Genomic DNA, 22,232 nt, shown 5'->3' with positions numbered 1-22,232 from the left:
AACCCTCCTGATCGCCGGGATTATTCGGCCGCAACGGCAGATTTGGCATTGAAGCGTTCGATGATCGCATCAGCGCAGTCACGACCGTCCCGGATCGCCCAGACCACCAGCGAGGCACCGCGCACGATGTCACCGATTGCATAGACTCCGTCCATTTCGGTCTCGCCGGTTTGGAACGCCGCCTTGATCGTACCCCAGCGGGTGACTGGCAGATCAGGTTGTCCGAACAGCGTCGGCAGGTCTTCAGGTTCGAATCCAAGCGCCTTGATCACAAGATCGGCGTCTTCGACATAGTCCGCGCCTTCGATCACTTCGGGGGCCTGACGACCGGATGCGTCTGGCTGTCCCAGGCGCATCTTCTGAACGATAACACCCTTGACCGTGTCTTCACCCGTGAACCCTTTGGGTGCGCTGAGCCATTCGAAGATCACACCTTCTTCTTCGGCGTTCTGTGTTTCACGCTGTGATCCCGGCATGTTGGCACGGTCCCGGCGATACAGACATTTGACAGAAGTCGCGCCCTGGCGGATCGAAGTGCGGACGCAATCCATCGCGGTGTCACCGCCGCCAATCACGACAACTTTCTTGCCGTCGGCGTTCAAGCGACCGTTGTCGAAATCTTCGACCTCGTCGCCAAAGCTCTTACGGTTCGAGGCCGTCAGGAAGTCGATTGCCTTCTCGATCCCGGCCAGACCGCTGCCCGGCATTGCCAGGTCGCGCGACTTGTAGACACCGGTCGCAATGATAACGGCATCATGCCTAGCCCGGATTTCTTCGAACTTGGCCGCATCCACGTTGCAATTCAGAACAAACTCGACCCCACCATCAGCCAACAAGTCATTGCGGCGCTGAACGACGTCTTTTTCCAGTTTGAACCCCGGAATGCCATACATCAGCAGGCCACCGGCCCGGTCATAGCGGTCGTATACCGTGACCTGGATACCAGCCTGGCGCAGCATATCCGCAGCGGCCAATCCACCAGGGCCTGCACCAATGATACCTACGCTTTCAGCGCGTTCGGCCGATGGAGCAACCGGCTGGACCCAACCTTTTTCCCATGCGGTATCCGTTATGTATTTCTCGATCGAACCAATCGTGACGGTTCCATGGCCCGACTGTTCGATCACGCAGTTGCCCTCGCACAGGCGGTCCTGCGGACAGATGCGCCCGCAGATCTCGGGGAAGGTATTGGTGGCCTGACTTACCTGATAGGCTTCTTCCAGGCGCCCGGTCGCAGTCAGGCGCAACCAGTCGGGAATATTGTTTTGCAGCGGGCAATGCGACTGGCAGTACGGAACACCACATTGGCTGCACCGACTCGCCTGCTCGGCTGCTTTTTCGGCGGCGAACTCGGAATAGATCTCGTCAAAGTCGTCCTTGCGGTCATTGGCAGCACGCTTTTCCGGCATGACGCGGTCGATCTGCACAAATTTCAGCATCGGTTGCTTGGCCACGGGTCAGACTCCATGAATTGGCTAGGTTCCGTTTCTTTACGGGATGCGCTTTTGGATGAAAAGTCAATTATGCTGACCTAAATTGAAAAAATACAGCGCGCCTTTAAGAAAAGTGGAAAATAATTGGAAATTTTAGATCCGATTCGGACCTATATGCGCGCTTTCCTTTTTTCCATCGCCCTTATACCCATAACTCACAAAGAACACGTGGCAGCAGCACGGCAGGGCAGATGAGTTTGTTTCACCTGATTCTCGTAGCAATCATTCAGGGAATCACTGAGTTTTTGCCCATATCCTCATCTGGTCACCTGATCCTGCTGCCCAACCTGTCGGGGTTGCAGGACCAGGGTCAAGCCATTGATGTCGCGGTGCATGTGGGAACCCTGGGCGCCGTGGTGCTGTATTTCCGGTCAGATGTAAAACAGGCCCTTGCCGGATTACCGCGCGCATTGACCGGACGGGCGGATACACCGCAGGCCCGGCTTGCTCTGGGCCTGATCGTTGCAACTGTTCCTACCGTGATCGCGGGCCTCATTCTGCATGTCACCGGGTTGAGCCAGGCCATGCGCTCGATCACGGTCATCGGATGGACAATGCTGGGTTTCGGTCTGCTGCTGTACTGGGTGGATCAGAGGGCTCCTGAAACCAAAGAGGCCGAAAACTGGGGAATACGCGACGCGTTCATCATGGGCCTTTGGCAGGTTCTTGCTCTGATCCCAGGCACATCGCGATCCGGGATAACCATAACCGGCGCGCGGCAGTTGGGATATACCCGTGAAGACGGCGCGCGGATCGCAATGTTGATGTCGATCCCGACAATACTGGCGTCGGGCACTCTGCTGGCACTGGATGTGGTGCGCGGGGCCGATATGCAACTGGCCCGGGATGGGGCCATTGCGGCGCTGTTTGCCTTTCTTTCGGCCCTGCTGGCGCTCAGCTTGATGATGCGGCTTCTGCGCAGCGTCAGCTTCACACCCTACGTCATCTACCGCGTCATTCTAGGCGTGATCCTTTTGATCATGGCCTACAGCTGATCAGATACGCAGGTTTTTGGCCGAGTTCTGAATGTCGTCATACTGACCCGAGGGGCGGAATTTCCACAGGTATTCCGGCAGTACCGATTCCAGCGTGGTCGGCACGACACCAAGGTCTGTAAAAGACTTTGCGCCCTCGGCGACAACATTGTCGTGACGCAGGTTCTTAAGCTGATCGCGCGTCAGAATGTTGTTGGGGAACAGCTGGAAGCTGACAAATTTAACGATATCCAGCACACCCGCCATAATCCGCGCGGCAAAGAACGGCAGGCCGATGATGACGCGGCGACGGTGAATCACTTCAAGCATCTGCTGCATCAAGGCACGAAAGGTCTTAACCTCGGGGCCGCCAAGCTCGTAAACACCCGGCTCTGCCTGCCCCAGAACGCCTTTGACGGCTGCCTGCGCAACATCGTCTACGTAAACGGGCTGGAATTTTGTCTCGGCCCCGACCAGAGGCAGGAACGGTCCCATGCGGGTCATTCCGGCGAAACGGTTGAAGAACTGGTCTTCGGTGCCAAAGATCACCGAAGGACGCAGGATCACGGCGTCTGGCATATGCTTCAACACGCCCGCTTCACCATGTGCTTTGGTCCGGGAATACGCGCTGGCTGAATTCGCATCCGCACCGATGGCCGAGATATGAACCATCCGCTTGATGCCCTGCTCGGCCGCCGAACGCGCGATGCGTTCAGCTCCTTCGGCCTGCACGGTATCAAACCCGTTCTTGCCAAGTTCGTTCAGCACACCCACGCAGTTCACAACCGCATCGGCGCTCTGCATCGCCAGCGCCACCGAGGCATCATCCCGGATATTGCACAGCACCGGTTCGACCTGACCCACAGCACCATAGGGTTTCACGAACATGGCCTCGTTCGGACGACGTACGGCCACCCGGACACGCCACCCCTCTTTCGCCATGCGCCGCGCGATGTAGCGACCGACAAATCCCGATCCGCCAAAAATCGTCACCAGTTTCGACATGAGAGGGCTCCTGCTGAGAAATTGCGCCCTAGAACTAGCGCCCGCAGGCCAGTCAAACAAGGCGCTAATTCGCCGCGACGGCGTTGAAAACCATGCGTGGAAAACACCGGCCGGGAACCGAATTCAAAAAACTTAAAAAAATCTCACCGAATCTGGTTGACGCCCCCCGCGACTAGGCTTAAACGCGCCTCCACGACACCTGCCCAGGTGGCGGAATTGGTAGACGCGCTAGCTTCAGGTGCTAGTGTCCGTATGGACGTGGAGGTTCGAGTCCTCTCCTGGGCACCATATCTCCCCGCAAGATGTTGAAACACAAAAATTTTCTTTGCGGGCATCAAAATACCCCCCTGATTTATCTCCCGACTTTTCGCAGATAGATCTGTAGGTATTGGTTGGTATCGCGCAGCTTCCAAGCTTCGACAGAATCGTCCGCTGACTGCAACCGAGTTGTTAGGTTTTGTTAAGGTTGTTCCGCCCGTTCCAATGGTCCTAGTGATCAAAGCCAAGGCTGCGCAATCTACAACGAGACAGATAGCCCAAATCGATTATGAGTCGTATCCCCCGCACAACCGGCGCAAGCGGGTCACTGACGGAAAAGTATCGCAAAGCAGTCGTGCATCTCTGTCGAGCAACTTTCCGATCCGGCCCCAAAGTAACCAAGTGCTGCAGTCCGCGCTAACGACGGCAACGCGCAGAAGCCAGACATTGCAAAACCCGGCGTGCGATCCACAGCAGAACTTGATTCTTACTTCGAATAACGACGGCTTTGAACCACACCAACTCACAAGGGGAATTGGGCTCAATTCTCATTCTGCCACAAGCGCGACGACGGCTTCACGTGGTTCGGAATGGCGGTTATTGGCCGGACGTTGTTTGTTGAATGTTCTACGATACACCAAAGCGAACACGGGAGGGGTGAAGTAGAAAGATACAACGGTTGACAACAAAACGCCGCCTGCGATTGCTACGGCGAATGGTGGCCAAAATGCACCTCCACCCAAGATCAGAGGTAGGAAGCCGCCAAAGGTCGTGACTGTTGTCGAAATAATGTGACGGCTGGAACCAGTCACAACGCGCGCCATGGCTGCGCGATCTCCCTGACTGGCCTCTCGGTCTTGTTGTAACCCGGTCAAAATAATGATCGCCGCGTTGATCGAAACCCCTATTGAGCCGATGACCCCGATGATTGCCGTTATTCCGAACGGGAATTGCATGACGGCCAGCGACAGCAGTGAAAGGCCTGCAGACAACACGCACACGACCAAGGTCACAAGGGTCAGCCGGAACGAGTTGAAGGTCAGAACGATAGTCGCGATGGAGAGTGTGACGATCAACCCGACAGAGGCGAGCAGATTTCCCACGGTATTGGATCGCGCATCACTGTCGCCGCCTAGGGACATCGAATAGCCTTGCGGCAACACAAACCCGGACGCATCAAGCGCTTCCAATATGTCCTGCAAAGCCTCTTCGGGTAAAACACCGGGTACGATAAACGCCTGTATGGTGTTTTCTCGCACGCCATCCGTTCGAGTTATGACGCTTTCCGCAGGTTCGATTATGGGTCTGGCTAGTTCCGACAACGGTACAGCAGGGAAAATTCCTGTCGCGGATATTTCGGCAGCGTTCGGCAGTAGAATGGGCATACTGACAATCGCGCTTAGATCTGATCGCACCTCGTCACCCAAACGTACGCGCACCGGCAACTGCTCAGTCCCTTCGATCAGTGACCCACCGGTGATGCCAACAAGCGCCGTGTCCAGCTGACCCGCTATATCCGCCACGTCCAGCCCCAGCAAACGGGCTTTGACCTCATCAATCTCGAACCGGATTTGAGGGTTGCCGCCGTTCACACTGGCGCGCGCCTGCGTCACCAGATCGAGATTGGCCATGACTGAACGAACCTCGTCGCCTAGATTGCGTAATTCCGAGATGTCCTGCCCTTGAATTTTGACTTCAACCGGTGCGGCGACCGGAGGACCCTGAACAAGATTGCGCACGATGATCTGCGCATCAGGAAAGTCGATATCCAGACGGCTCTGCAACGCTCCGACAAGGCGGGCCGCATCGTCGGCCGTGTCGGTCGTGATCATGGCTTGTGCGAACCCGGGCTCGCGCGAACGGTTGCCAACGATGTTGTAGTAGAATGCCGGGCCGGACTCTCCGACTGTCCAGTAGACACTCTTAACACCTTCATCTGCCAGTAGCATTTCATCGATCTGGCGGGCGGTTGCTTCGGTGGTGGAAATTGATGTTCCACCTGGCATGTCGACCTCGATATAGAACTGGTTTCGGTCGACGCCCGGGAAGAATTGCGCAGTAAGCGTTGGAAAGGCCGCGAAGCCAAGCACGGGCAAGACCAGTGCCAAGGCGATGGATCGTACCGGATTGGCAACGGACAATCGGATTGAGGCCTCGAACAAGCGGGCAAGCGGCGGGATACTGATGCCGCGACTCAGCATTCCTGCGTCTGGGCGATCGGACAGCAACCAGCCCGCAATCGCCGGAGTCACCGTCAACGCCACAACCAGCGACCAGACAAGCATAAGCACCACGGCGATCGCGATGGCACCCACAAAGTCGCCGGCGGGTCCCGGCAGCAAGATCATCGGCGTGAAGGCAAGTGCCGTTGTGACAGTCGATGCCAGCAAAGGTGCGGCCAACCGGCGAACAGCATCTCGTACGGCTGCAAGCCGATCCATCCCATCCTGCAGACGACGCCGAATTTCATCGGTCATGACGATGGCTGCGTCAACGAGCAGACCGAGGGCAACAATCAGGCCCGTCACGGACATCTGATGAATTGGCAATCCAATCATGTTCATAGTCGCCAGAGTTGCCAATGAAACAACCGGCAATACCAAAGCCACAATCGCAGCTGCCCGAACCCCCAACGTAACAAACAAAACTGCCACGACCAGAGCCACGCCAATGGCCATGTTGATCCCAACCTCTGACAAACGATCCGTCGTGTACTGGCTTTGATCAAACAGCAGTATTTCCTGCATGCCCAAAGGTACCGATGCGGCGCCGGCCTCAAGCTCATCCCGAAGAAAGCCTGTCCAACGGTCGATCTGTACCCCGTCCTGCGCCAGAACTCCTATCAAAACCGAGGGCTTTCCGTTGGCAAACGCGATTGAGGGCTGCGGTTTGCGCGCGCCCCGGTCTACGCTGGCAATATCTCCGAGCTGCACCACGGCACCGTCTGCATTTTCTCGCAGGACGATGCTTCGAATGCGGTCCAAAGTCTCAATTTCTCCGCTTATGCCTATGGTCAGGTCGACATCGGACTGCAACCGCCCAGATTGGACCTTCCCATCTGCTTCTGCAATCCGCTGGGAGATCTCGGCAGCGCTGAGCCCAAGCGCAGCGGCCTTGTCCATATCGACATTTACGAGCACTTCTTCTTCCGGCTGACCGAAATAGTCCACGGCTCGCGTAGAGGGTATCGCGCGCAGCCTGTCACCCAGAGCTTCGGCATGCCGCGACAGCAAAGTTAACGGGAAGTCTGGATCCTCGGCCGCAACGGCAATGACAGCAGAATAGGCAGAAATACCCTCGGCATCGAATTCCGGCGGCAACACTCCACTCGGAAAGTTCTGTCGAGCATCTTCTACGGCATCCCGAGCTTCGGCCCAAACCTGCTCAATGGTTGCTTCATCCAGCGTCTCCAGCAACTCTACCGAAACGACCGATACGCCCGACCGGGATACAGAGCTGATTTCATCCACCTCCGCAATTTTCCGAAGCTCTTCTTCGATTTCTGCGGTAACCAACGCTTCGACCCGTTCAGGGTCTGCACCCGGGAACTGCGTCGTCACAGTTGCGAAGAGGTTGGTAATCGTTGGGTCTTCCTGCCGTCCCAGCGACAGGAACGAAGACAGACCTGCAGATACAAGCACCAAAATGATGAGGGCAACCAGCCGGGGGTGGCGAAAGGTAAGAGCTTCCATCAGATTGCTCCGTTACTCGCCAGTGTTGAAGGCGACGCGCTGACCAACGGTTACGCGCTGCGGCCCCTGATCGATCAGGACGGTGCCTTCCGGAAACGTGCCACGCACAAAGACACGGTCATCTTCAGCATGCAGAACTTCGACCGTCGCCAGGCGCACAGTCTTCTGCGCGTCAGCAACCAGCAGTGTCCATTGCCCACGCGTACCTTCTTTCAAGGATGTCGTGGGCACCCAGGTTCCCGCACTCTGTACGGGATCAATTACATGCACACGAGCGGTCTGCCCGAAGGCAACGTCCGGCGCGTTCCTCAGATCGAACAGTGCGGTTCTGGTGCGGGTTACCGGATCAATGTCGGGCCGCAAGGTTGCAAGGTTAGCCCGATAGCTTTGACCAGCGATCTCGATTTCAACATCTGTCAGAAGCGCCGGGTCAACGTCGAGTGGGATACCGATCCGAATCTGCGGCGACACGACCTCGACCATACCCAGAACCAGTTCACCCGAGCGCAGAGTTTCACCGCCGTCCACGTGTCGCGCGGTTATTTGACCAGAAAACGGAGCCTCAATGCTGGATTTCTCGATCCGAACGGTTACGTCCCGCAGCGCTGCATCCAGTTCTCCAATTCTAGACATCAATTCATCTTTTCGGGAAACTGCCTCATCTAGGCGAGCTTGACTGGTAAAGCCTTGTTCGATGAGTTTCGCGTTTCGCTCGACCGTTTTCTCGGCAAATGAAAGCTGGGCTGCAATGGCATCACGAGATGCCGTCAGTCGGTCGCGTTCAACCTCCAACAGAGCTACGTCCAACGTTGCGAGAAGTTGGCCCTTAGCAACCTCGTCACCCTCATCCACCAGAATTTGATCAAGCGTCCCATTCAATTCGAAAGAGATATCTGCCGAACGCTGAGGCTCGACCTGCCCGATGAACACACGGTCGACTGTGTAGGCGCTTTCGGACGTGATTGGTGTGGCGGAGACTGGGGTTACAGCAGCTGCATCTGGCGCCGGTACAGCATCTGCTCTGCGCGTCAGCTCCGATGCACCGAAGTAAACTGCGGCCGCCGCAACACCTATGAAGCTAACGGTCACCCCGACACGCACGGTACCGCGTAAAACACGCAAAAAGAAGCTCGGCTTGGTCTTTTCAGTAAAGTATTTCGCGGGACTTGGCATTTGCGGACCTCATCAAGTTAGCATCTCTAACATATGTTAGAAGTTCTCACTTTGACAAGGGATACGTGATCTGGCACATGTTGGATCATGACCAGCATAGAAAAAAGTCACTCAAAAATCAGCCAAGCGACCGGTCAAACGGTGAGCAAGAAAGCCTATCATCACGGCGATCTCCGCGCTGCACTGATCGAAGCAACCCGACAGTTGGTTGAAGAAAAAGGTCCGGACAGTTTTTCCGTTTCCGAGGCCTGTAGAAGGGCTGGCGTATCAACCGCGGCACCTTACAAGCACTTCAAAGACAAGACAGAAATGTTGGTCGCCACTGTCCTTGAAGGAATGGATCGGCACCGAGACAAAATGCTTGCCGCACTGGAAGGCGTTCCCGAAGGATCTCCCGAGCGCATTACTGCCATCGGGATGGAGTATGTTGCCTTCGCATTAAATGAGCCCGGGATCTTCAGATTGAAATTTGGCGGCTTCACAGATCGCATCGCGGATCCCCGGCTGGAGGAAGGTGGCCAGCAAAGTTTCGGGATTCTTTTGACTGAGGTAGCAAAGTGTCTCGGTGAACCCGGAATCACAGACGAAGTTCGCCGCCGTGGTTTTTTGTTGTGGAGTTTCGTGCACGGGCTGTCCTTCATTCTGCATGACAAAGGGCTTGCTGAGAAAGGCGAAGAGTTCGATCTTCATACCCTTCTTGAAGACGTTTCGGAAAGAATGCTGAGTTGAGCGTTCTCACGCCAAAACGAACTCAACCAAGCACAGATAGCAGACAATTTAAGCCGCTATCACGCCTATGCCTAAACGATTGCTCTGGTTGACATAGAAGGCATTTTTGGAAAGCGCAGCGAATGTCCGCTATCCACAATCGCAAGGTCTCGTCGTGAATGCCGGCTTGGGATTGAGCAAGTGGTACCAGATAGGGTCAATAGCAGAGTTTTCAGTCCAATACTTCCGTTTCTCAACCTGGAATTGTGCATGCGCGTTCGTTAGCTGGGAACTTCTGCAGGCACCAAGATCGTCATTCCTGCTCGGTCTGCTACGGCCATGATTGCCGGAATGTCTGGCGGTCCATCTGGCGCCGGAATGTCTGTTGTACCGTCAGGCATTGGTTCACCAGCTTCAGTAAAGAAAGTGTCATGCATCGCGCCAGGGGCGTTTATGCAAAGTAGCCGGCCAGGCCGTTCCCCAGTACATGTAAAGGCATGCACTGCGCCGTCCGGAACTTTGACGAAGTCACCACTTTTTGCGCTGATTGTCTCACCATTCACAAAGAACTCGAATTCACCATCGAGCACATAGAAGCTCTCGTCTTCGCCAGCATGATGATTGGGTGGCGCACCGGCACCCGGCGCCGTCTTTATCTCAACGATTGTGCAACGATCTCCGGTCTCACTGGGAAAGGCGTGAAAGGTCAGAAGGTTTCCTAGAAGATGATAAATTCGCGGACGAGGTTCAGCCATTACTTCAACTCCCTTTACTTGAAACACACTGCCCTTATGATACATATATCTACTAATGAGACAAGTGTATCATAAAAGGCTTGGTATTGGCGTCGCGTACGAATCAAATTAATCGAACACGAGAAGCACTTCTTTCAGCTGCACGTGACTTGATGTCGGAAGGCAAAGAAGTCACGCTGGCAAAAGTCGCTGAGCGTGCCAAAACCAGTCGTGCGACGGTCTATCGTTACTTTTCTGATCCAAGTGTCTTGGCTTTGGATGCGACGCTCGATCTTGAAGTTACTCCAACTTCAGAACTTCTCGAGGGGCGGAATAACGTCAGGAGCCGCGTACATGCTGTAGCGCGCTACTATCTGGATTTTTCTCGGGTTCATGAGGCGCACTTCCGGCAGTTTCTTGCTGAATCACTCAAGGCATCACTTGAAGATGGAACTGTCAAAATGCGTGGCGCCAGAAGAGTGGCGGCTTTTTCGGAAGCACTTGCACCAGTTCAGCCATTGATGAAGCCGAAGGAAATTGACGACCTGGCAAAGCGATTGTCCATGACGACGGGCATGGAACAACTTATTATTCTGGAAGATATTTTGCGAGTGGACGAAGCAACTGGTTACCAACTTCAGGAAGGGTTGGTCGACGCTCTGTTGGATCGGTACTTACCAAAAAACTGAGGCAGAATTCAGATGCCGATTTCATCCCAAAACTGCTGGAAAATAGACACCAGTTAAACGTCCGCTTTGGATTGACTGTGTACTTCGCGACGAAGAACGCGAACGGCCATTTTGACCGCATCTCGGACGTTAACTGCGCCTTTGTTAAACGGCTGCTTTGCGGAGGAAGCGGCCAACACAGCCTGTAAATGCAAGAGGCCGCCAACGCGTCGACAAGCCGCTGAGAGAGACGAAAAAGCACGACCCTTCGGACCACTGGCGCCCGGTTTGGCTTCACCAAAAAGCGCGGCGTCGCATCAATCTCAATGAGTGTAAGCAGGCAAAAACGGGCGTTGCAGGGCTCAGGCCTGCTTTTGAACCTCGGCTTCGTCTGCCACCTCTGCCGACTCTGGTGTCACTTCGACCACATCATCCTCGTCCGCGGGCTCCATGACTTCAGGCTCTTCGGATTGATCTTCGAGCGCACCAACGATCAAAGGCAACATATGTACGCCGGTCGCGCTTGCGATTTCGGGTGTTTGTGGTGTCTGCCAGCTGAGCGTGTCGAAGCTGCCGCAGTTCTGGCAGACCGGTCCCCATTCAGGTTGGATATCATGGCAATTGGTGCACACCCATTGCGGACCACGCGGCGCATTCAGCGCTTTGGCCAACCAGCCTTGCACAATGGCGTCCGAGGCCCCTTCGCCCCGTTCGATAGCGGCCATCAACGTATAGGCGCGCGCATCACCCTGCGTTTCGACCACATCGCCCAGCGCACGGCGGGCTTCGGGGAAGTCCTCGGCCACGATGTTCAGTTCGGCCAATATCAGACGCGTTTCCATGTTCTCGGGGTGAATCCGGGTCAGCGCGGTGAACCGCTTGATCCGTTGGTCGGGGGTTTCATCCGGCACGATGTCGGCAAAGGCATGGGCCAGATCCGGATGCGGCTGAGCCTCCCATGCTTTTTTCAGAATCTTGGTTGCGGCCCGCGGCTTGCCTTTGGCGATATACGCGCGGGCCGCCATGGCAGCGGCTGGCACAAGATCAGGCGACAGGCGATTGGCTTCAATCGCGCGCTCCTGCTGTTCGACCGTCGCACCTTCGTCCAGAATTCCCTTGGCTTCGGACAAGGCCAAAACCGCATCACGCCGTTTGAAGACATCGCGCGGCAAATACCCGGCCTTCAACTTGGCCGTCAGAGTCGAACGGGCACCGGCCCAATCCTGCGCCTTGGTTTGCAGGTTCAACAGCACGTCCTGCGTTTCTTCATGACGTGGTTTGATCGCCAGGGCCTTTTCGGCCAGTTTGCGGGCCGTTTCATCATCACCTTCGGCCAGCTTCTGATTCATGATCCCGCGCACGCCGACGAAACGGGTGGCGCTGTTGGTCACCAGTTTTTTATAAGTATCCGATGCCTTTTTCGTATCCCCGGTCATCTCGGCGGCCTGTGCCACCAGCAGGTCTGTAAGCTCGGGCTTGTTCAGCAGTTTCTCGGCCTTGCTGGCTTTGGTCATTGCCACGCGCCCTTCGCCCGAGGCCAGCGCCAACAGACCATCAGCCAGCGCCTGGTATCCCTTTTGCTGGCGATTGCGGTCAAAATACCGAGACAGGGCCGTTTCGTCACCGTTCAGGAATTTCAGCGTTGCGATCAGCAGGCTGAGCAACTTGAAAAACAGCCAGACCGCAAAAACCAATACGGCCAGCGCGATCACTGACTGAAGCGGCCCCAACGTGAATTCCGTGCCCGCGACGGTGATCTGAACCCCGCCACTGGTTTGCATCAGGAAGTGACCGCCCAACGCCAGCAGGCCGATAATCGCAACAAAAACGAGGATCTTAAACAGTGACCACAGCATGGCAGGTCCTTCAGTTCGAGTTCAGGCTGGAAGCCAGTGTATTCGCCGCATCGACGGCGGCGACCCGTGTTTGGGCCGCCTGTTCCCAATCGGACATTGCAGCCTGTGCCGCTTCGGGAAGTGATTTCAGTTCGCTCAAGGTTTTGGCCAGGTCTCCGTCCGCAAGCGCAGCCTGTGCCCGCGACAGGATGGCGTCTGGCCCATCCCCTTCCTGGGGCGTGACCGAGCGCGCGCCCGTTTGACGTTGCAGGAATGCGATCAGGCCGGTGCCCTTGTCGGCTTCACGGGCTTGGGCCAGCGCGGTTCGGGCCGCAGGCGCGAAACTGTCGCGCAGAGAAGAGAGTGTTTCAACACCCTTGTCAGCCGGCCCGGACAGGGCATCCGGCACATCCACACCGCCTGCTTTCAGTTCTGCAACCAGATCGGAATAGGGCTGACCCGCATCCAATTGCCCATGCAAACGCGACAGAACGGCGGCATTGGCCGCAGCCTGCGCATCGGCTGATGCTTTCGCCTCCAGCGCCTGAGCGTCGGAAACCATTTTTTCAACCTCGGCCCGTTGCGAGGCCAGCGAGTCCTGAAGCTTCTTCAGCTCAGCTTCGAACGCGGCCATGGATTCGGGCGACACGCTGGATTCGATCGGGGTTTTCTCAAGCGTCGCAATGCGGTCTGACAATGGTCCGATCTGGCCTGACAGCGTATCCACAGTGGATTTGATCGCACTCAGGTCACTTTCCACGGGTGTCAATTTGTCGGACAGCGCTTTGACCTGATCCGTCAGACCAGCATCATCCGGACTGTTTGCAAGCGCCTGAGACAGCTTGGCAATCTGGTCGGACTGGTCTGCCAGTTTGGATTCCAACGTCGCCAAGGTATCCGAGCTGTCCGAGCCAGTTGACAACAGCCCGCCATTGCCCAGCGCAAACCCGACGGCGGCAGCGATGGCACCGCCCAGCAAAGCGGGAACAAATCCGCCACGCTTTTCAACGACACGCTCGACCACTTTTTCTTCGGCCGGGGCAGTATCTTCAGTCGACGCTTCGGCTTCGGCTTCGGCTTCGGCTTCGGCTTCGGCTTCGGCTTCGGCTTCGGCTTCGGCTTCGGCTTCGGCTTCGGCTTCGGCTTCGGCTTCGGAAAGTTCTTCTTCTACGGTCTCAGTCGGGTCAACAGGTGTATCTTCCTGTTGCAGTTCGGGTTCGACGACGTCATCTGCCTTGGGGGTTTCCACCGGCTTTTCTTCGGACTTTTTCTTACCAGCCACCGCAATATTCCCCTTATCGAATCCAAATTCAGATGAATAACAGCCCCAGTCAAGTTAATCGGGGACCGCGCCGCCCTCAACCCGCAACGCATGTTTCACAAGCTTTTTGACAGCCTTACGCATTTTCTTTGGTGTCGGCTTCTTTGCGATCTTCAGGCGTGCATAGTCCAATGAATAAAGGGGATCCGCCGTGGCCTGGCTGATTGCGGCCAACCACAAAGGCGCGGATCCGGTCCAAATATCGGCAAAATGTCGCGCCGTTCTTGGCGAAAAAAGCGGTGCGATTACCAGCGAATCCAAATCTGCCACCCGGGTCGCTTCGGATGTTAGCGGCAACAGCAATTGCTGGTAGACTGGCAGTTCCCCCACGGTCAGGCCGGATTCGGTCAGTCGACCGGCAACATTGCCGCGCGTGTTCTCACCCCTCAAATGCAACAACGGGCTTTTGGGCCTCCGCTTGAGCAGATGTCCCACCAGTTCTTCCGCCGTGGCCCCGACCATTTCGGCCCGCCACCCGCAACCCTTCGCTGTGCTGGTCGTTGTCGGTCCGACGCAGAAAGCGGGCAGGTTGCGGTCCACACCTTTCAGGGCCGCCGCGTGCACCGCATTGGCCGACGTGAAAATCAACCCCTGCACACCCTCGGTCTCAACCTCGACCGGCAGAGGCCGGATTTCCATGATCGGAGAATAGATGACCTGAACCCGGGATTTGGTGCGGGTCGGCAGCTGCGCGACGAACCGTTCAGAGGCAGCGCGCGGGCGGGTCATCAACAAATACAACGTGCGGCCCCTTGGCCCTTCAGGATTGTTTGCATCCGCGCAGGGTGATACCCCGCCGTTAGATCATGATGCAACGGATCAGGGTGATGGTGCAAACACTTACCGTACTGGGATTGGAAAGCAGCTGCGACGATACCGCCGCGGCCATCGTGCGTCAAACGACGGGCGCCAAGGCCGAAATCCTGTCATCCGTGGTACATGGCCAAACCGAACTGCACAGCCCTTTTGGTGGCGTCGTGCCCGAGATCGCGGCCCGGGCGCATGCGGAAAAGCTGGATGTCTGCGTTCTGCAAGCGCTGGACACCGCTGGTCTTTCACTGAAAGACGTGGACGCCATTGCGGTCACCGCGGGGCCGGGTCTGATCGGAGGGGTCATGTCGGGCGTCATGTGCGCCAAGGGGATCAGTGCGGCAACCGGTCTGCCGCTGGTGGGTGTCAATCACCTTGCCGGTCACGCGTTGACACCACGACTGACGGACAACATTACCTTCCCCTACCTGATGCTTCTGGTGTCTGGCGGCCACTGCCAGTTCCTGATCGCCCACGGGCCCGAACATTTTACCCGCCTTGGCGGCACCATCGACGATGCGCCGGGAGAGGCCTTCGACAAAACCGCCCGCCTTCTGGGCCTGCCGCAACCTGGTGGCCCTTCCGTCGAAGCCGAGGCGCGCGCCGGTGATCCCAGACGCTTTCGATTTCCCAGGCCGCTTCTGGACCGGCCCGGTTGCGATCTGTCCTTTTCGGGATTGAAAACGGCCTTGATGCGGATGCGCGACCAGATCGTGAATGAAAAGGGTGGCTTGACGCGCCAGGACCGCGCAGATCTGTGCGCCGGATTCCAGCAGGCTATTGTGGACACATTGGCCGAAAAGACCCGGCGTGCGATTGATTTGTATCTGGAAACCTCTCCGTCTGAACCCGTGATTGCCGTTGCCGGAGGGGTTGCCGCGAACTCGGCCATTCGGTCCGCATTAGAGTCTGTTTGTGCTGAAAAAAATACCCAATTTACCGCCCCCCCGTTGGCGTTGTGCACGGACAATGCGGCGATGATTGCCTATGCTGGCCTGGAACGCTTTCGTGCCGGCGCGCGGGATGGGCTGGACCTGACCGCCCGCCCTCGCTGGCCTCTGGATCAGCACAGCCCGGCCATGCTGGGCGGTGGCAAGAAAGGGGCCAAGGCATGAGCGTATCCATCCTGGGTTCCGGTGCGTTTGGCACTGCTCTGGCTATCTCGCTGGCAGGCAATGGGCCAGTGACACTGTGGTCAAGAAACGCCGATCGGGCGCAGCAGATGCGCGAGACGCGCGAAAATGCAACCCGGCTGCCCAACATAACCTTGCCCGGGGACATCACCGTGACCGCGGATATCGCCGAGGCGCTCAGGGCTGACACGCTTTTGTTGGCCGTGCCAATGCAGAAATTGCGCAGCGCTTTGCAGGATCACGCACCGGCCCTGCGCGGCAAGACTCTGGTGGCCTGCTGCAAGGGAATTGAACTGACCTCGGGGCTTGGACCTGTCGCGGTCATCAAAGAGAGCATCCCGGATGCCCGCGTCGCGCTGCTGACCGGGCCCAGTTTTGCAGATGACATTGCACATGGCCTGCCCACCGCTTTGACGCTGGCTTGCGAGGATACGGAACTTGGCAAGGCGCTTCAGGCCGAACTGACGACGGCGAACCTGCGCCTTTACCGCACCACAGACACGATCGGCGCCGAACTTGGCGGCGCGCTGAAGAATGTCATGGCCATTGGCTGCGGTGCCGCCATCGGCGCAGGTCTGGGAGACAGCGCCCGGGCGGCCTTGATGACCCGCGGGTTTGCAGAGATGCAGCGCTTTGCCGCGATGCGCGGCGCGCGCTCCGACACCCTGATGGGCTTGTCCGGTCTAGGGGATCTTGTGCTGACCTGTTCTTCCGAGCTGTCCCGAAACTATCGTTTTGGCCTGAGTTTGGGTCTGAATCAGCCCTTTGACAGCCAAACAACGGTCGAAGGCGTCGCCACTGCCCGTGCCATGTCGGACATTGCCGCCAAGGAAGGGCTGGATATGCCCATCAGCGCCACGGTGGCGGACCTGAGCCATGGCGCCTACAGTGTCACCGAGGCCATTCAAAACCTATTAAATCGACCCCTCAAGGAGGAATAACATGCTGATCGCCCTCATCGCTCGTGACAAACCCGACGCGTTGCAAACCCGATTGGACAACCGCTCGGCCCACCTGGCCTATATCGAAGAAACCGGCGTCGTGTCACAGGCCGGACCGTTGCTGAACGGTGACGCCATGATCGGTTCATTGATAATCCTCGATGTGGAAGACCCGGCCGCCGCACAATCGTGGGCCGACGGCGACCCTTACGCGAAGGCAGGATTGTTCCAATCGGTTGAGCTGATCCCGTGGAAAAAGGTGATCGGTTGATGGCCTATTGGTTGTTCAAGTCGGAACCGTCGACCTGGAGTTGGGATCAGCAAGTCGCAAAGGGCGACGCGGGCGAGGAATGGGACGGTGTCCGCAATTATCAGGCGCGCAATTTCATGCGTCAGATGAAGGTTGGGGACCGGGGGTTCTTCTACCATTCGCAAAAGGACAAGTCCGTTGTTGGCATTGTCGAGGTCTGTGCCGAGGCCCATCCCGACAGCACCACCGATGATGAACGGTGGGAGTGTGTCGACATCAAAGCCGTGCGGCCCTTTTCCAAACCCGTAACGCTGGACCAGATCAAGGCGGACGAGCGTCTGGCCAACATGGTGCTGGTGAAGAATTCTCGCTTGTCGGTGCAACCCGTGACCGAGGATGACTGGCGGGTGATTTGCATGCTGGGTGAAACCCAGCCTGATTGAACGGGAAAATGGCGCCGGGCGCAGAACTTCTCAAACCCCTGGCAAGATGCTATCTTTCCTTGGGCTTTGCCGGGTGAGAACATGTCGGTCGCGTTTTTCCGCGATTGAAATTGCTTGGTGGTGTTCGAATAAAGATCGGTCTTTCTTGAAAGCAAAAACCCATGTCTGACGACGAAGGCGGCAATGGGATATTCGAAGACGCCGTTGCTGCGAAGAATTCAAAAAACTGGGAAGCGCGCCTGAAAGAGGCGCGTGAAAAGCGTGCCAGAGTGCTCAGCGGGGCGCAGGGTGAAGCGCAGGAAAAACCCGCCCTGAAACCTTCCGAGACAGAGCACCTGCCCCGGCCAGACGAAACCAAAATCGAAGAGATCGTATCAGACCGGGTCCGTTCTTTGCATTTAGAAGAAACAAAAACCAAGAAAAAACCCTTGGTTAGAGCAGGTATTGTTCTGGCCGCCTTGGTTTGCGGCGCGTTCCTGCAATGGGCGGTCACACATATTGCCGGAACTTGGCGCTCTACCGGTGGAACGCCCCCAGTCAGCTTGGATGCGGCGACGGAAACTCTTCCTGAAATCGAGGAGCTGCTTTCAGACAGAGCGCCCACCGTCAGAATCGCTGAGTCACCGACCACACGAGACACACAAGCAGCCGAGAACCCCGCCGATTCAGCGTCTTCCGAAGTCGCGCCCGTTTCCAACCCGGCAATCATCGAAGAGGTCGAGGATGCGATCACAGGCGCAACTCTCGACCAGAGCGTCTCGGTTGAAGCGATCGTGACGCCACCCGTTCCTGCCGAAGACATTTCGGCTGCGGATGACCAAGACAGGGTGGAACCAAGACCCCCAACCCCAGAAGCGGAACTGGCCGTGTCTGTGTCTCCGCCAGCCATATTCATTCCGCCACAGCTCGAACCCATCTTGGCCACCGCTTCTTCTGCGGATGTTCAAACCTTGTATCCGGCTTCTGCCGAACCGCCGTGGCGCCACACCAACCGGTCGAACAAAGACAGCTTTTCGCAGACATCCTTGATGGTTTTGGACCCTGTCCAGCAAGAGATCACTTTATCTGCGGCCCCGTCTTATGCAGAGGTTAAACCGCTTTCGCCCGCACAATCCCCCATTGATCTGGAAGTCTCGCTTTTTGTTCCCTTGAGAGTGTCACAAGACGCCAGCAGCCGAGCTTTGGAACTGCTTACACAGGGCCGCGCGACTGTCGTGTCAACAGACCGCGTGGGTTTTCGGGTCAGAGAAACACAGGTTCGTTTCTATCATCCAAGCGACGCTGAAAACGCGGCGCTGGCAGCTGATGCTCTTGACGGAATATTGAGGGACTTCACGAATTCGGGCAGCAAGACCCGTCCGGGGCGGATAGAAGTCTACCTGGCAGGCAGCGGTGGCGCGTCATCCAGGAATTCGGACCCGAGGCCCACGGAATTCGACAATTTCATTGCGCGTATTCTTGGCGAACTCAGATAAGAAACGAGGGAAGGCTCTGACGATACAGAACCTTCCCTACCCCCGCGTGCTCCCTACTCACCACACGCGTATGGAAATATCTGGTTCTGACCGTCCTGGTCACAGGTTGAACTTAGCGCAACCACACCCTTGGTTTCAAATGCCAAGTCTTTAAATTGAAACTCAAATTAAATACGCCCGCCAAAATCTCGACGGGCGCTTGGTAAATTTCGACCGGGTCAGCTGTACACGGATTCTTTTCCGAAATGCTTGGTCAAAATATAATAGACAACGGCACGGTACTTGTTGCGCTCGGACATGCCATAGGTTTCCATGGCTTTGTTGATCCCTTCCATCAGCTCGGGGCCATCTGCCAGACCCAGCTTTTTGATCAGGAAGTTGTTCTTGACGGTTTCCAGTTCCGAGTCCTGGCTGGCCGCGACAGTTGCCGCATCTGCGTCATAGATCGCCGGACCACAACCGATGGTGACCTTGGTCAGCAGGTCCATATCTGGGTCCATCCCGCATTTGGTTTTCAGGTCTTCTGCGTATTTGGCGATCAGCTCGTCGCGCTTGCCCATATCCTAGTCTCCTTGATCCGTTTACTCGGCACCTTTTACCGATGATCGAAAGACTAGCCGCGTCGCAGGCTTTTCCAAAAGGAAAAAAATTTGCGATTTCTCCCCCTTGGTCGCAGCCTGCACGTTTCTTGCTGAAAAGCCTAGCGGCAATAGCCCCACCCCGGGCCTTGCAAGTGGAAATGATCCGCGTGCAAACGATTGAAATCGGGCCCAAGAACCACGCGAAACCAACCGCAGGCCCCGCGCCAGATCCGCCGAAAAAAGGCGCCTTCCGGTCCCGAGCCCTGCCAGTTTGACAACAAGGTCAGCGTCCGACCGTCAACGGTATCCACACCGACGATATCTATCGAATCCGCGCGGGCATGGCTGCTCCACCCACCGTTTTCACCCTGCGCGGTGCGCATGGGGCGGCAATTGTAACTGCCGTTGTGGCGCAATCGGGAAACGTAGGCCCCAAGCAGATCGCGTGCGGCAGGCTGTACGACGTGATGTTCCCACATGGTCAGGCGCAACGCCGTGGCGCAACTGGTTTCAACATCCTCGATCCCTGATGTCACCAATTTGGTAAGACGACCCCGACCGGCGATACCGCAGTTCTGATCGACGACCAGGTCCCCCATCGCCTCAAACCGAACACCTGAGTCTTCCAGAGCGGCCCTGCACTGTGCTTCGCTGGCCAGTGCGCGGTTCAGTTGGAACTTGGTGACGGGTGTAATCGGGGCGGTTACCTTCAGATCACGCAACGGGTTCCAATGTGACGGTATCGGCGTTTCGGGATGCGCCAACACCCACCAGACACCACCGCCCAAAAGGATCACAACAACCGCCAGCCTGAAAAAGAAAGACGCCGCCAGGTACAAATACCGGCGGCGCCCAGATTTCTGCGTCATACCCAGACGGCGATCAGTAGCGGTAGTGTTCCGGCTTGTACGGACCTTCCGGTTTGACACCGATGTAAGCGGCCTGATCCGCATCCATCTGGGTCAGCTTCACGCCGATGCGATCCAGATGCAGGCGGGCCACTTTCTCATCCAGATGCTTGGGCAGGATGTAGACCTTGTTCTCGTACTGGTCACCCTTGGTGAACAGCTCAATCTGGGCCAGAACCTGGTTGGTGAACGAGGCCGACATCACAAAGGACGGGTGCCCGGTGGCGTTGCCCAGGTTCAGCAGACGGCCTTCGGACAGCAGGATGATGCGGTTGCCCGAAGGCATCTCGATCATGTCCACCTGTTCCTTGATGTTGGTCCATTTGTGGTTCTTCAGGCTGGCCACCTGAATTTCGTTGTCGAAGTGGCCGATGTTGCCGACGATGGCCATGTCCTTCATCTCGCGCATATGCTCGATGCGGATCACGTCCTTGTTGCCGGTGGTTGTGATGAAGATATCCGCAGTGGCGACTTCGTCGTCCAGAAGGGTCACTTCGAAACCGTCCATCGCGGCTTGCAGGGCGCAGATCGGGTCGACTTCGGTGACTTTCACACGGGCACCAGCACCGCGCAACGACGCTGCCGAGCCTTTGCCCACATCACCGTAACCACAGACCACTGCAACCTTGCCGGCCATCATCGTGTCAGTGGCGCGGCGGATACCGTCGACCAGCGATTCCTTGCAGCCGTATTTGTTGTCGAATTTCGACTTGGTGACGCTGTCATTCACGTTGATCGCGGGGAACGGCAGGTGGCCGTCCTTGACCAGCTGATACAGGCGGTTCACACCGGTGGTGGTTTCCTCGGAAACACCCTTGATCTGGTCACGCATTTTTGTGAACCAGCCCGGGCTTGCCGCCATACGCTTGGCGATCTGCTTCTTGATCACCTCTTCCTCTTCCGAACCCGGAACAGGGATGATGTCCTCGCCCGCTTCGGCACGGGCACCCAGCAGGATGTACAGCGTTGCGTCGCCGCCATCATCCAGGATCATGTTCGGGCCTTCCTCGAACAGGAAGGATTTGTCCAGATAATCCCAGTGCTCTTCCAGTGTCTGGCCCTTGACGGCGAAGACGGGAATACCCGCCTCGGCAATCGCGGCGGCGGCGTGGTCCTGGGTCGAGAAGATGTTGCAAGACGCCCAGCGCACATCCGCGCCCAGCGCCACCAGCGTTTCGATCAGAACGCCCGTCTGGATGGTCATGTGCAACGACCCGACGATGCGCGCCCCTTTCAACGGCTTGCTGTCGCCGTATTCCGCGCGCAGGGACATCAGGCCCGGCATCTCGGTTTCGGCTATGTCCAGCTCTTTGCGGCCAAAGCCAGCCAATGAAATGTCTTTAACGATATAGTCCCCGGCCATCAGGTGCTCCATTTTCCGGTAATTCACAGTCCTGGCTGCCCCTAGCATTCCTTGGGGCAGGTGGCAACTTTGAAGACTGTGATCGGAAACGATATGGCCAATATCAGCTTGGTGTGCCTTCAATTTCGATCTTTGGTATCGCTTCAAAAAAATCGGTGCCAACGGCAACAATACAGCTGATACCGTTCGCATTGGTTACCAAAACGGTATAACTTCCCGTTTCTTTCGAGGTCCAAACCTCCAACACCGCTTGCGCGCCGCGTGTTTTTTGCAGGCCGCCAAAGGCCAATTCTTCGGCATAGTTCTTCTGCAATTTGGATATGATGTGATCCCGTGCCGCACAATTCTGGGCAAAGGCAGGCGGCGCGGTGGCGGCCATTCCGAAGGTCAGTGCGATTGCGAATAAACGTTTGAACATAGGGTGCTCCTTTCGATACGTGTTTCAGTTCGAGAGGGGCACACTGGGA

Annotated in this window: 20 protein-coding genes and 1 tRNA gene; 9 read left to right on the top strand and 12 right to left on the bottom strand. The window is 56.9% G+C overall.

The window, feature by feature from the left end; genetic code table 11:
• Positions 1 to 20: 20 nt before the first annotated feature.
• Positions 21 to 1,454, bottom strand: coding sequence for an NAD(P)-dependent oxidoreductase (locus ACR0A2_RS11365; RefSeq protein ID WP_480620871.1), 1,434 nt, complete (start codon positions 1,452 to 1,454; stop codon positions 21 to 23).
• A 230-nt stretch (positions 1,455 to 1,684) separates the two neighbouring features.
• Here ACR0A2_RS11365 and ACR0A2_RS11360 point away from each other — a divergent pair, with 230 nt between their 5' ends.
• Positions 1,685 to 2,488, top strand: a complete 804-nt coding sequence (locus tag ACR0A2_RS11360) for an undecaprenyl-diphosphate phosphatase (RefSeq protein WP_480835056.1) — start codon at positions 1,685 to 1,687, stop codon at positions 2,486 to 2,488.
• Here ACR0A2_RS11360 and ACR0A2_RS11355 read toward each other — a convergent pair whose 3' ends face one another.
• Complete coding sequence (locus ACR0A2_RS11355) at positions 2,489 to 3,472, bottom strand: complex I NDUFA9 subunit family protein (RefSeq protein ID WP_480835055.1); 984 nt, start codon at positions 3,470 to 3,472, stop codon at positions 2,489 to 2,491.
• 201 nt (positions 3,473 to 3,673) lie between these two features.
• On the opposite strand from ACR0A2_RS11355, the gene ACR0A2_RS11350 reads away from it, so the two are divergent.
• Positions 3,674 to 3,760 (top strand) — tRNA-Leu (locus ACR0A2_RS11350).
• A gap of 518 nt (positions 3,761 to 4,278) precedes the next feature.
• Here ACR0A2_RS11350 and ACR0A2_RS11345 read toward each other — a convergent pair.
• Together ACR0A2_RS11345 and ACR0A2_RS11340 are read right to left on the bottom strand one after the other, a co-directional pair.
• Positions 4,279 to 7,422: an efflux RND transporter permease subunit gene (locus tag ACR0A2_RS11345; protein WP_480835054.1), complete on the bottom strand. Its 3,144-nt coding sequence runs from the start codon at positions 7,420 to 7,422 to the stop codon at positions 4,279 to 4,281.
• 12 nt (positions 7,423 to 7,434) lie between these two features.
• On the bottom strand, positions 7,435 to 8,595 hold the full coding sequence (locus tag ACR0A2_RS11340; RefSeq protein WP_480835053.1) for an efflux RND transporter periplasmic adaptor subunit: 1,161 nt from the start codon (positions 8,593 to 8,595) through the stop codon (positions 7,435 to 7,437).
• Between the two features lie 87 nt (positions 8,596 to 8,682).
• Between ACR0A2_RS11340 and ACR0A2_RS11335 the strand changes: the two genes are divergently transcribed.
• Positions 8,683 to 9,324, top strand: coding sequence for a TetR/AcrR family transcriptional regulator (locus ACR0A2_RS11335; RefSeq protein WP_480835052.1), 642 nt, complete (start codon positions 8,683 to 8,685; stop codon positions 9,322 to 9,324).
• A gap of 260 nt (positions 9,325 to 9,584) precedes the next feature.
• Here ACR0A2_RS11335 and ACR0A2_RS11330 read toward each other — a convergent pair whose 3' ends face one another.
• Positions 9,585 to 10,058 (bottom strand): cupin domain-containing protein, encoded by a 474-nt coding sequence (locus ACR0A2_RS11330; protein ID WP_253286155.1) that lies wholly within the window; start codon positions 10,056 to 10,058, stop codon positions 9,585 to 9,587.
• Between the two features lie 80 nt (positions 10,059 to 10,138).
• On the opposite strand from ACR0A2_RS11330, the gene ACR0A2_RS11325 reads away from it, so the two are divergent.
• A complete protein-coding gene (locus ACR0A2_RS11325) occupies positions 10,139 to 10,726 on the top strand; it encodes a TetR/AcrR family transcriptional regulator (protein WP_480835051.1) in 588 nt (195 codons plus the stop codon).
• Positions 10,727 to 11,067: 341 nt separating this feature from the next.
• Here ACR0A2_RS11325 and ACR0A2_RS11320 read toward each other — a convergent pair whose 3' ends face one another.
• Genes ACR0A2_RS11320 through ACR0A2_RS11310 form a run of 3 tightly spaced genes read right to left on the bottom strand, consistent with a single transcriptional unit; the run spans position 11,068 to position 14,590 of the window.
• Complete coding sequence (locus ACR0A2_RS11320; protein WP_480835050.1) at positions 11,068 to 12,561, bottom strand: heme biosynthesis HemY N-terminal domain-containing protein; 1,494 nt, start codon at positions 12,559 to 12,561, stop codon at positions 11,068 to 11,070.
• A gap of 10 nt (positions 12,562 to 12,571) precedes the next feature.
• A complete protein-coding gene (locus ACR0A2_RS11315) occupies positions 12,572 to 13,822 on the bottom strand; it encodes a COG4223 family protein (RefSeq protein ID WP_480835049.1) in 1,251 nt (416 codons plus the stop codon).
• A gap of 54 nt (positions 13,823 to 13,876) precedes the next feature.
• Positions 13,877 to 14,590 (bottom strand): uroporphyrinogen-III synthase, encoded by a 714-nt coding sequence (locus ACR0A2_RS11310; RefSeq protein ID WP_171233504.1) that lies wholly within the window; start codon positions 14,588 to 14,590, stop codon positions 13,877 to 13,879.
• 98 nt (positions 14,591 to 14,688) lie between these two features.
• Between ACR0A2_RS11310 and tsaD the strand changes: the two genes are divergently transcribed.
• The 5 genes from tsaD to ACR0A2_RS11285 all read left to right on the top strand — a co-directional run bounded on the left by tsaD (position 14,689) and on the right by ACR0A2_RS11285 (position 18,913).
• Positions 14,689 to 15,786: a tRNA (adenosine(37)-N6)-threonylcarbamoyltransferase complex transferase subunit TsaD gene (gene tsaD / locus ACR0A2_RS11305; RefSeq protein WP_480835075.1), complete on the top strand. Its 1,098-nt coding sequence runs from the start codon at positions 14,689 to 14,691 to the stop codon at positions 15,784 to 15,786.
• Entirely contained in the window at positions 15,783 to 16,745 is a 963-nt protein-coding gene (locus ACR0A2_RS11300; protein WP_480835048.1) for an NAD(P)H-dependent glycerol-3-phosphate dehydrogenase, read from the top strand. Before tsaD ends, ACR0A2_RS11300 begins: the two co-directional genes overlap by 4 nt.
• A gap of 1 nt (position 16,746) precedes the next feature.
• Positions 16,747 to 17,016, top strand: coding sequence for a YciI family protein (locus tag ACR0A2_RS11295; RefSeq protein ID WP_152459651.1), 270 nt, complete (start codon positions 16,747 to 16,749; stop codon positions 17,014 to 17,016).
• Positions 17,016 to 17,438, top strand: a complete 423-nt coding sequence (locus ACR0A2_RS11290) for an EVE domain-containing protein (protein WP_171723979.1) — start codon at positions 17,016 to 17,018, stop codon at positions 17,436 to 17,438. The genes ACR0A2_RS11295 and ACR0A2_RS11290 overlap by 1 nt, the downstream gene beginning before the upstream one ends.
• A 161-nt stretch (positions 17,439 to 17,599) precedes the next feature.
• The gene (locus ACR0A2_RS11285; RefSeq protein ID WP_480835047.1) at positions 17,600 to 18,913 is read left to right on the top strand and encodes a hypothetical protein; all 1,314 of its coding nucleotides are present in this window, start codon (positions 17,600 to 17,602) and stop codon (positions 18,911 to 18,913) included.
• A 218-nt stretch (positions 18,914 to 19,131) separates the two neighbouring features.
• Here the strand turns inward: ACR0A2_RS11285 and ACR0A2_RS11280 are convergent, their stop codons facing one another.
• From ACR0A2_RS11280 to ACR0A2_RS11265, 4 genes are all read right to left on the bottom strand, one after another.
• Complete coding sequence (locus ACR0A2_RS11280) at positions 19,132 to 19,473, bottom strand: DUF2853 family protein (protein WP_171171577.1); 342 nt, start codon at positions 19,471 to 19,473, stop codon at positions 19,132 to 19,134.
• 140 nt (positions 19,474 to 19,613) lie between these two features.
• Positions 19,614 to 20,363: an extensin-like domain-containing protein gene (locus ACR0A2_RS11275; RefSeq protein ID WP_480835046.1), complete on the bottom strand. Its 750-nt coding sequence runs from the start codon at positions 20,361 to 20,363 to the stop codon at positions 19,614 to 19,616.
• 13 nt (positions 20,364 to 20,376) lie between these two features.
• Positions 20,377 to 21,765 (bottom strand): adenosylhomocysteinase, encoded by a 1,389-nt coding sequence (gene ahcY / locus ACR0A2_RS11270; RefSeq protein WP_171206516.1) that lies wholly within the window; start codon positions 21,763 to 21,765, stop codon positions 20,377 to 20,379.
• Between the two features lie 103 nt (positions 21,766 to 21,868).
• A complete protein-coding gene (locus ACR0A2_RS11265; RefSeq protein ID WP_480835045.1) occupies positions 21,869 to 22,183 on the bottom strand; it encodes a hypothetical protein in 315 nt (104 codons plus the stop codon).
• Between the last annotated feature and the right edge of the window lie 49 nt (positions 22,184 to 22,232).

The sequence above is a fragment of the Ruegeria sp. H8 genome (assembly GCF_056532905.1).
Note: the sequence above shows the minus strand (reverse complement) of the source record. Positions and strands in the feature narration are given on the sequence as shown.

Bases quoted from the DNA above. Each gene is read 5' to 3' on its own strand.
- ACR0A2_RS11340 (WP_480835053.1), bottom strand. From the start codon at position 8,595: ATGCCAAGTCCCGCGAAATACTTTACTGAAAAGACCAAGCCGAGCTTC.
- ACR0A2_RS11290 (WP_171723979.1), top strand. From the start codon at position 17,016: ATGGCCTATTGGTTGTTCAAGTCGGAACCGTCGACCTGGAGTTGGGAT.
- ACR0A2_RS11300 (WP_480835048.1), top strand. From the start codon at position 15,783: ATGAGCGTATCCATCCTGGGTTCCGGTGCGTTTGGCACTGCTCTGGCT.
- ACR0A2_RS11345 (WP_480835054.1), bottom strand. From the start codon at position 7,422: ATGGAAGCTCTTACCTTTCGCCACCCCCGGCTGGTTGCCCTCATCATT.
- ahcY (WP_171206516.1), bottom strand. From the start codon at position 21,765: ATGGCCGGGGACTATATCGTTAAAGACATTTCATTGGCTGGCTTTGGC.
- ACR0A2_RS11355 (WP_480835055.1), bottom strand. From the start codon at position 3,472: ATGTCGAAACTGGTGACGATTTTTGGCGGATCGGGATTTGTCGGTCGC.
- ACR0A2_RS11320 (WP_480835050.1), bottom strand. From the start codon at position 12,561: ATGCTGTGGTCACTGTTTAAGATCCTCGTTTTTGTTGCGATTATCGGC.
- ACR0A2_RS11275 (WP_480835046.1), bottom strand. From the start codon at position 20,363: ATGACGCAGAAATCTGGGCGCCGCCGGTATTTGTACCTGGCGGCGTCT.
- ACR0A2_RS11280 (WP_171171577.1), bottom strand. From the start codon at position 19,473: ATGGGCAAGCGCGACGAGCTGATCGCCAAATACGCAGAAGACCTGAAA.
- ACR0A2_RS11265 (WP_480835045.1), bottom strand. From the start codon at position 22,183: ATGTTCAAACGTTTATTCGCAATCGCACTGACCTTCGGAATGGCCGCC.
- tsaD (WP_480835075.1), top strand. From the start codon at position 14,689: ATGGTGCAAACACTTACCGTACTGGGATTGGAAAGCAGCTGCGACGAT.
- ACR0A2_RS11330 (WP_253286155.1), bottom strand. From the start codon at position 10,058: ATGGCTGAACCTCGTCCGCGAATTTATCATCTTCTAGGAAACCTTCTG.
- ACR0A2_RS11360 (WP_480835056.1), top strand. From the start codon at position 1,685: ATGAGTTTGTTTCACCTGATTCTCGTAGCAATCATTCAGGGAATCACT.
- ACR0A2_RS11285 (WP_480835047.1), top strand. From the start codon at position 17,600: ATGTCTGACGACGAAGGCGGCAATGGGATATTCGAAGACGCCGTTGCT.
- ACR0A2_RS11335 (WP_480835052.1), top strand. From the start codon at position 8,683: ATGACCAGCATAGAAAAAAGTCACTCAAAAATCAGCCAAGCGACCGGT.
- ACR0A2_RS11295 (WP_152459651.1), top strand. From the start codon at position 16,747: ATGCTGATCGCCCTCATCGCTCGTGACAAACCCGACGCGTTGCAAACC.
- ACR0A2_RS11310 (WP_171233504.1), bottom strand. From the start codon at position 14,590: ATGACCCGCCCGCGCGCTGCCTCTGAACGGTTCGTCGCGCAGCTGCCG.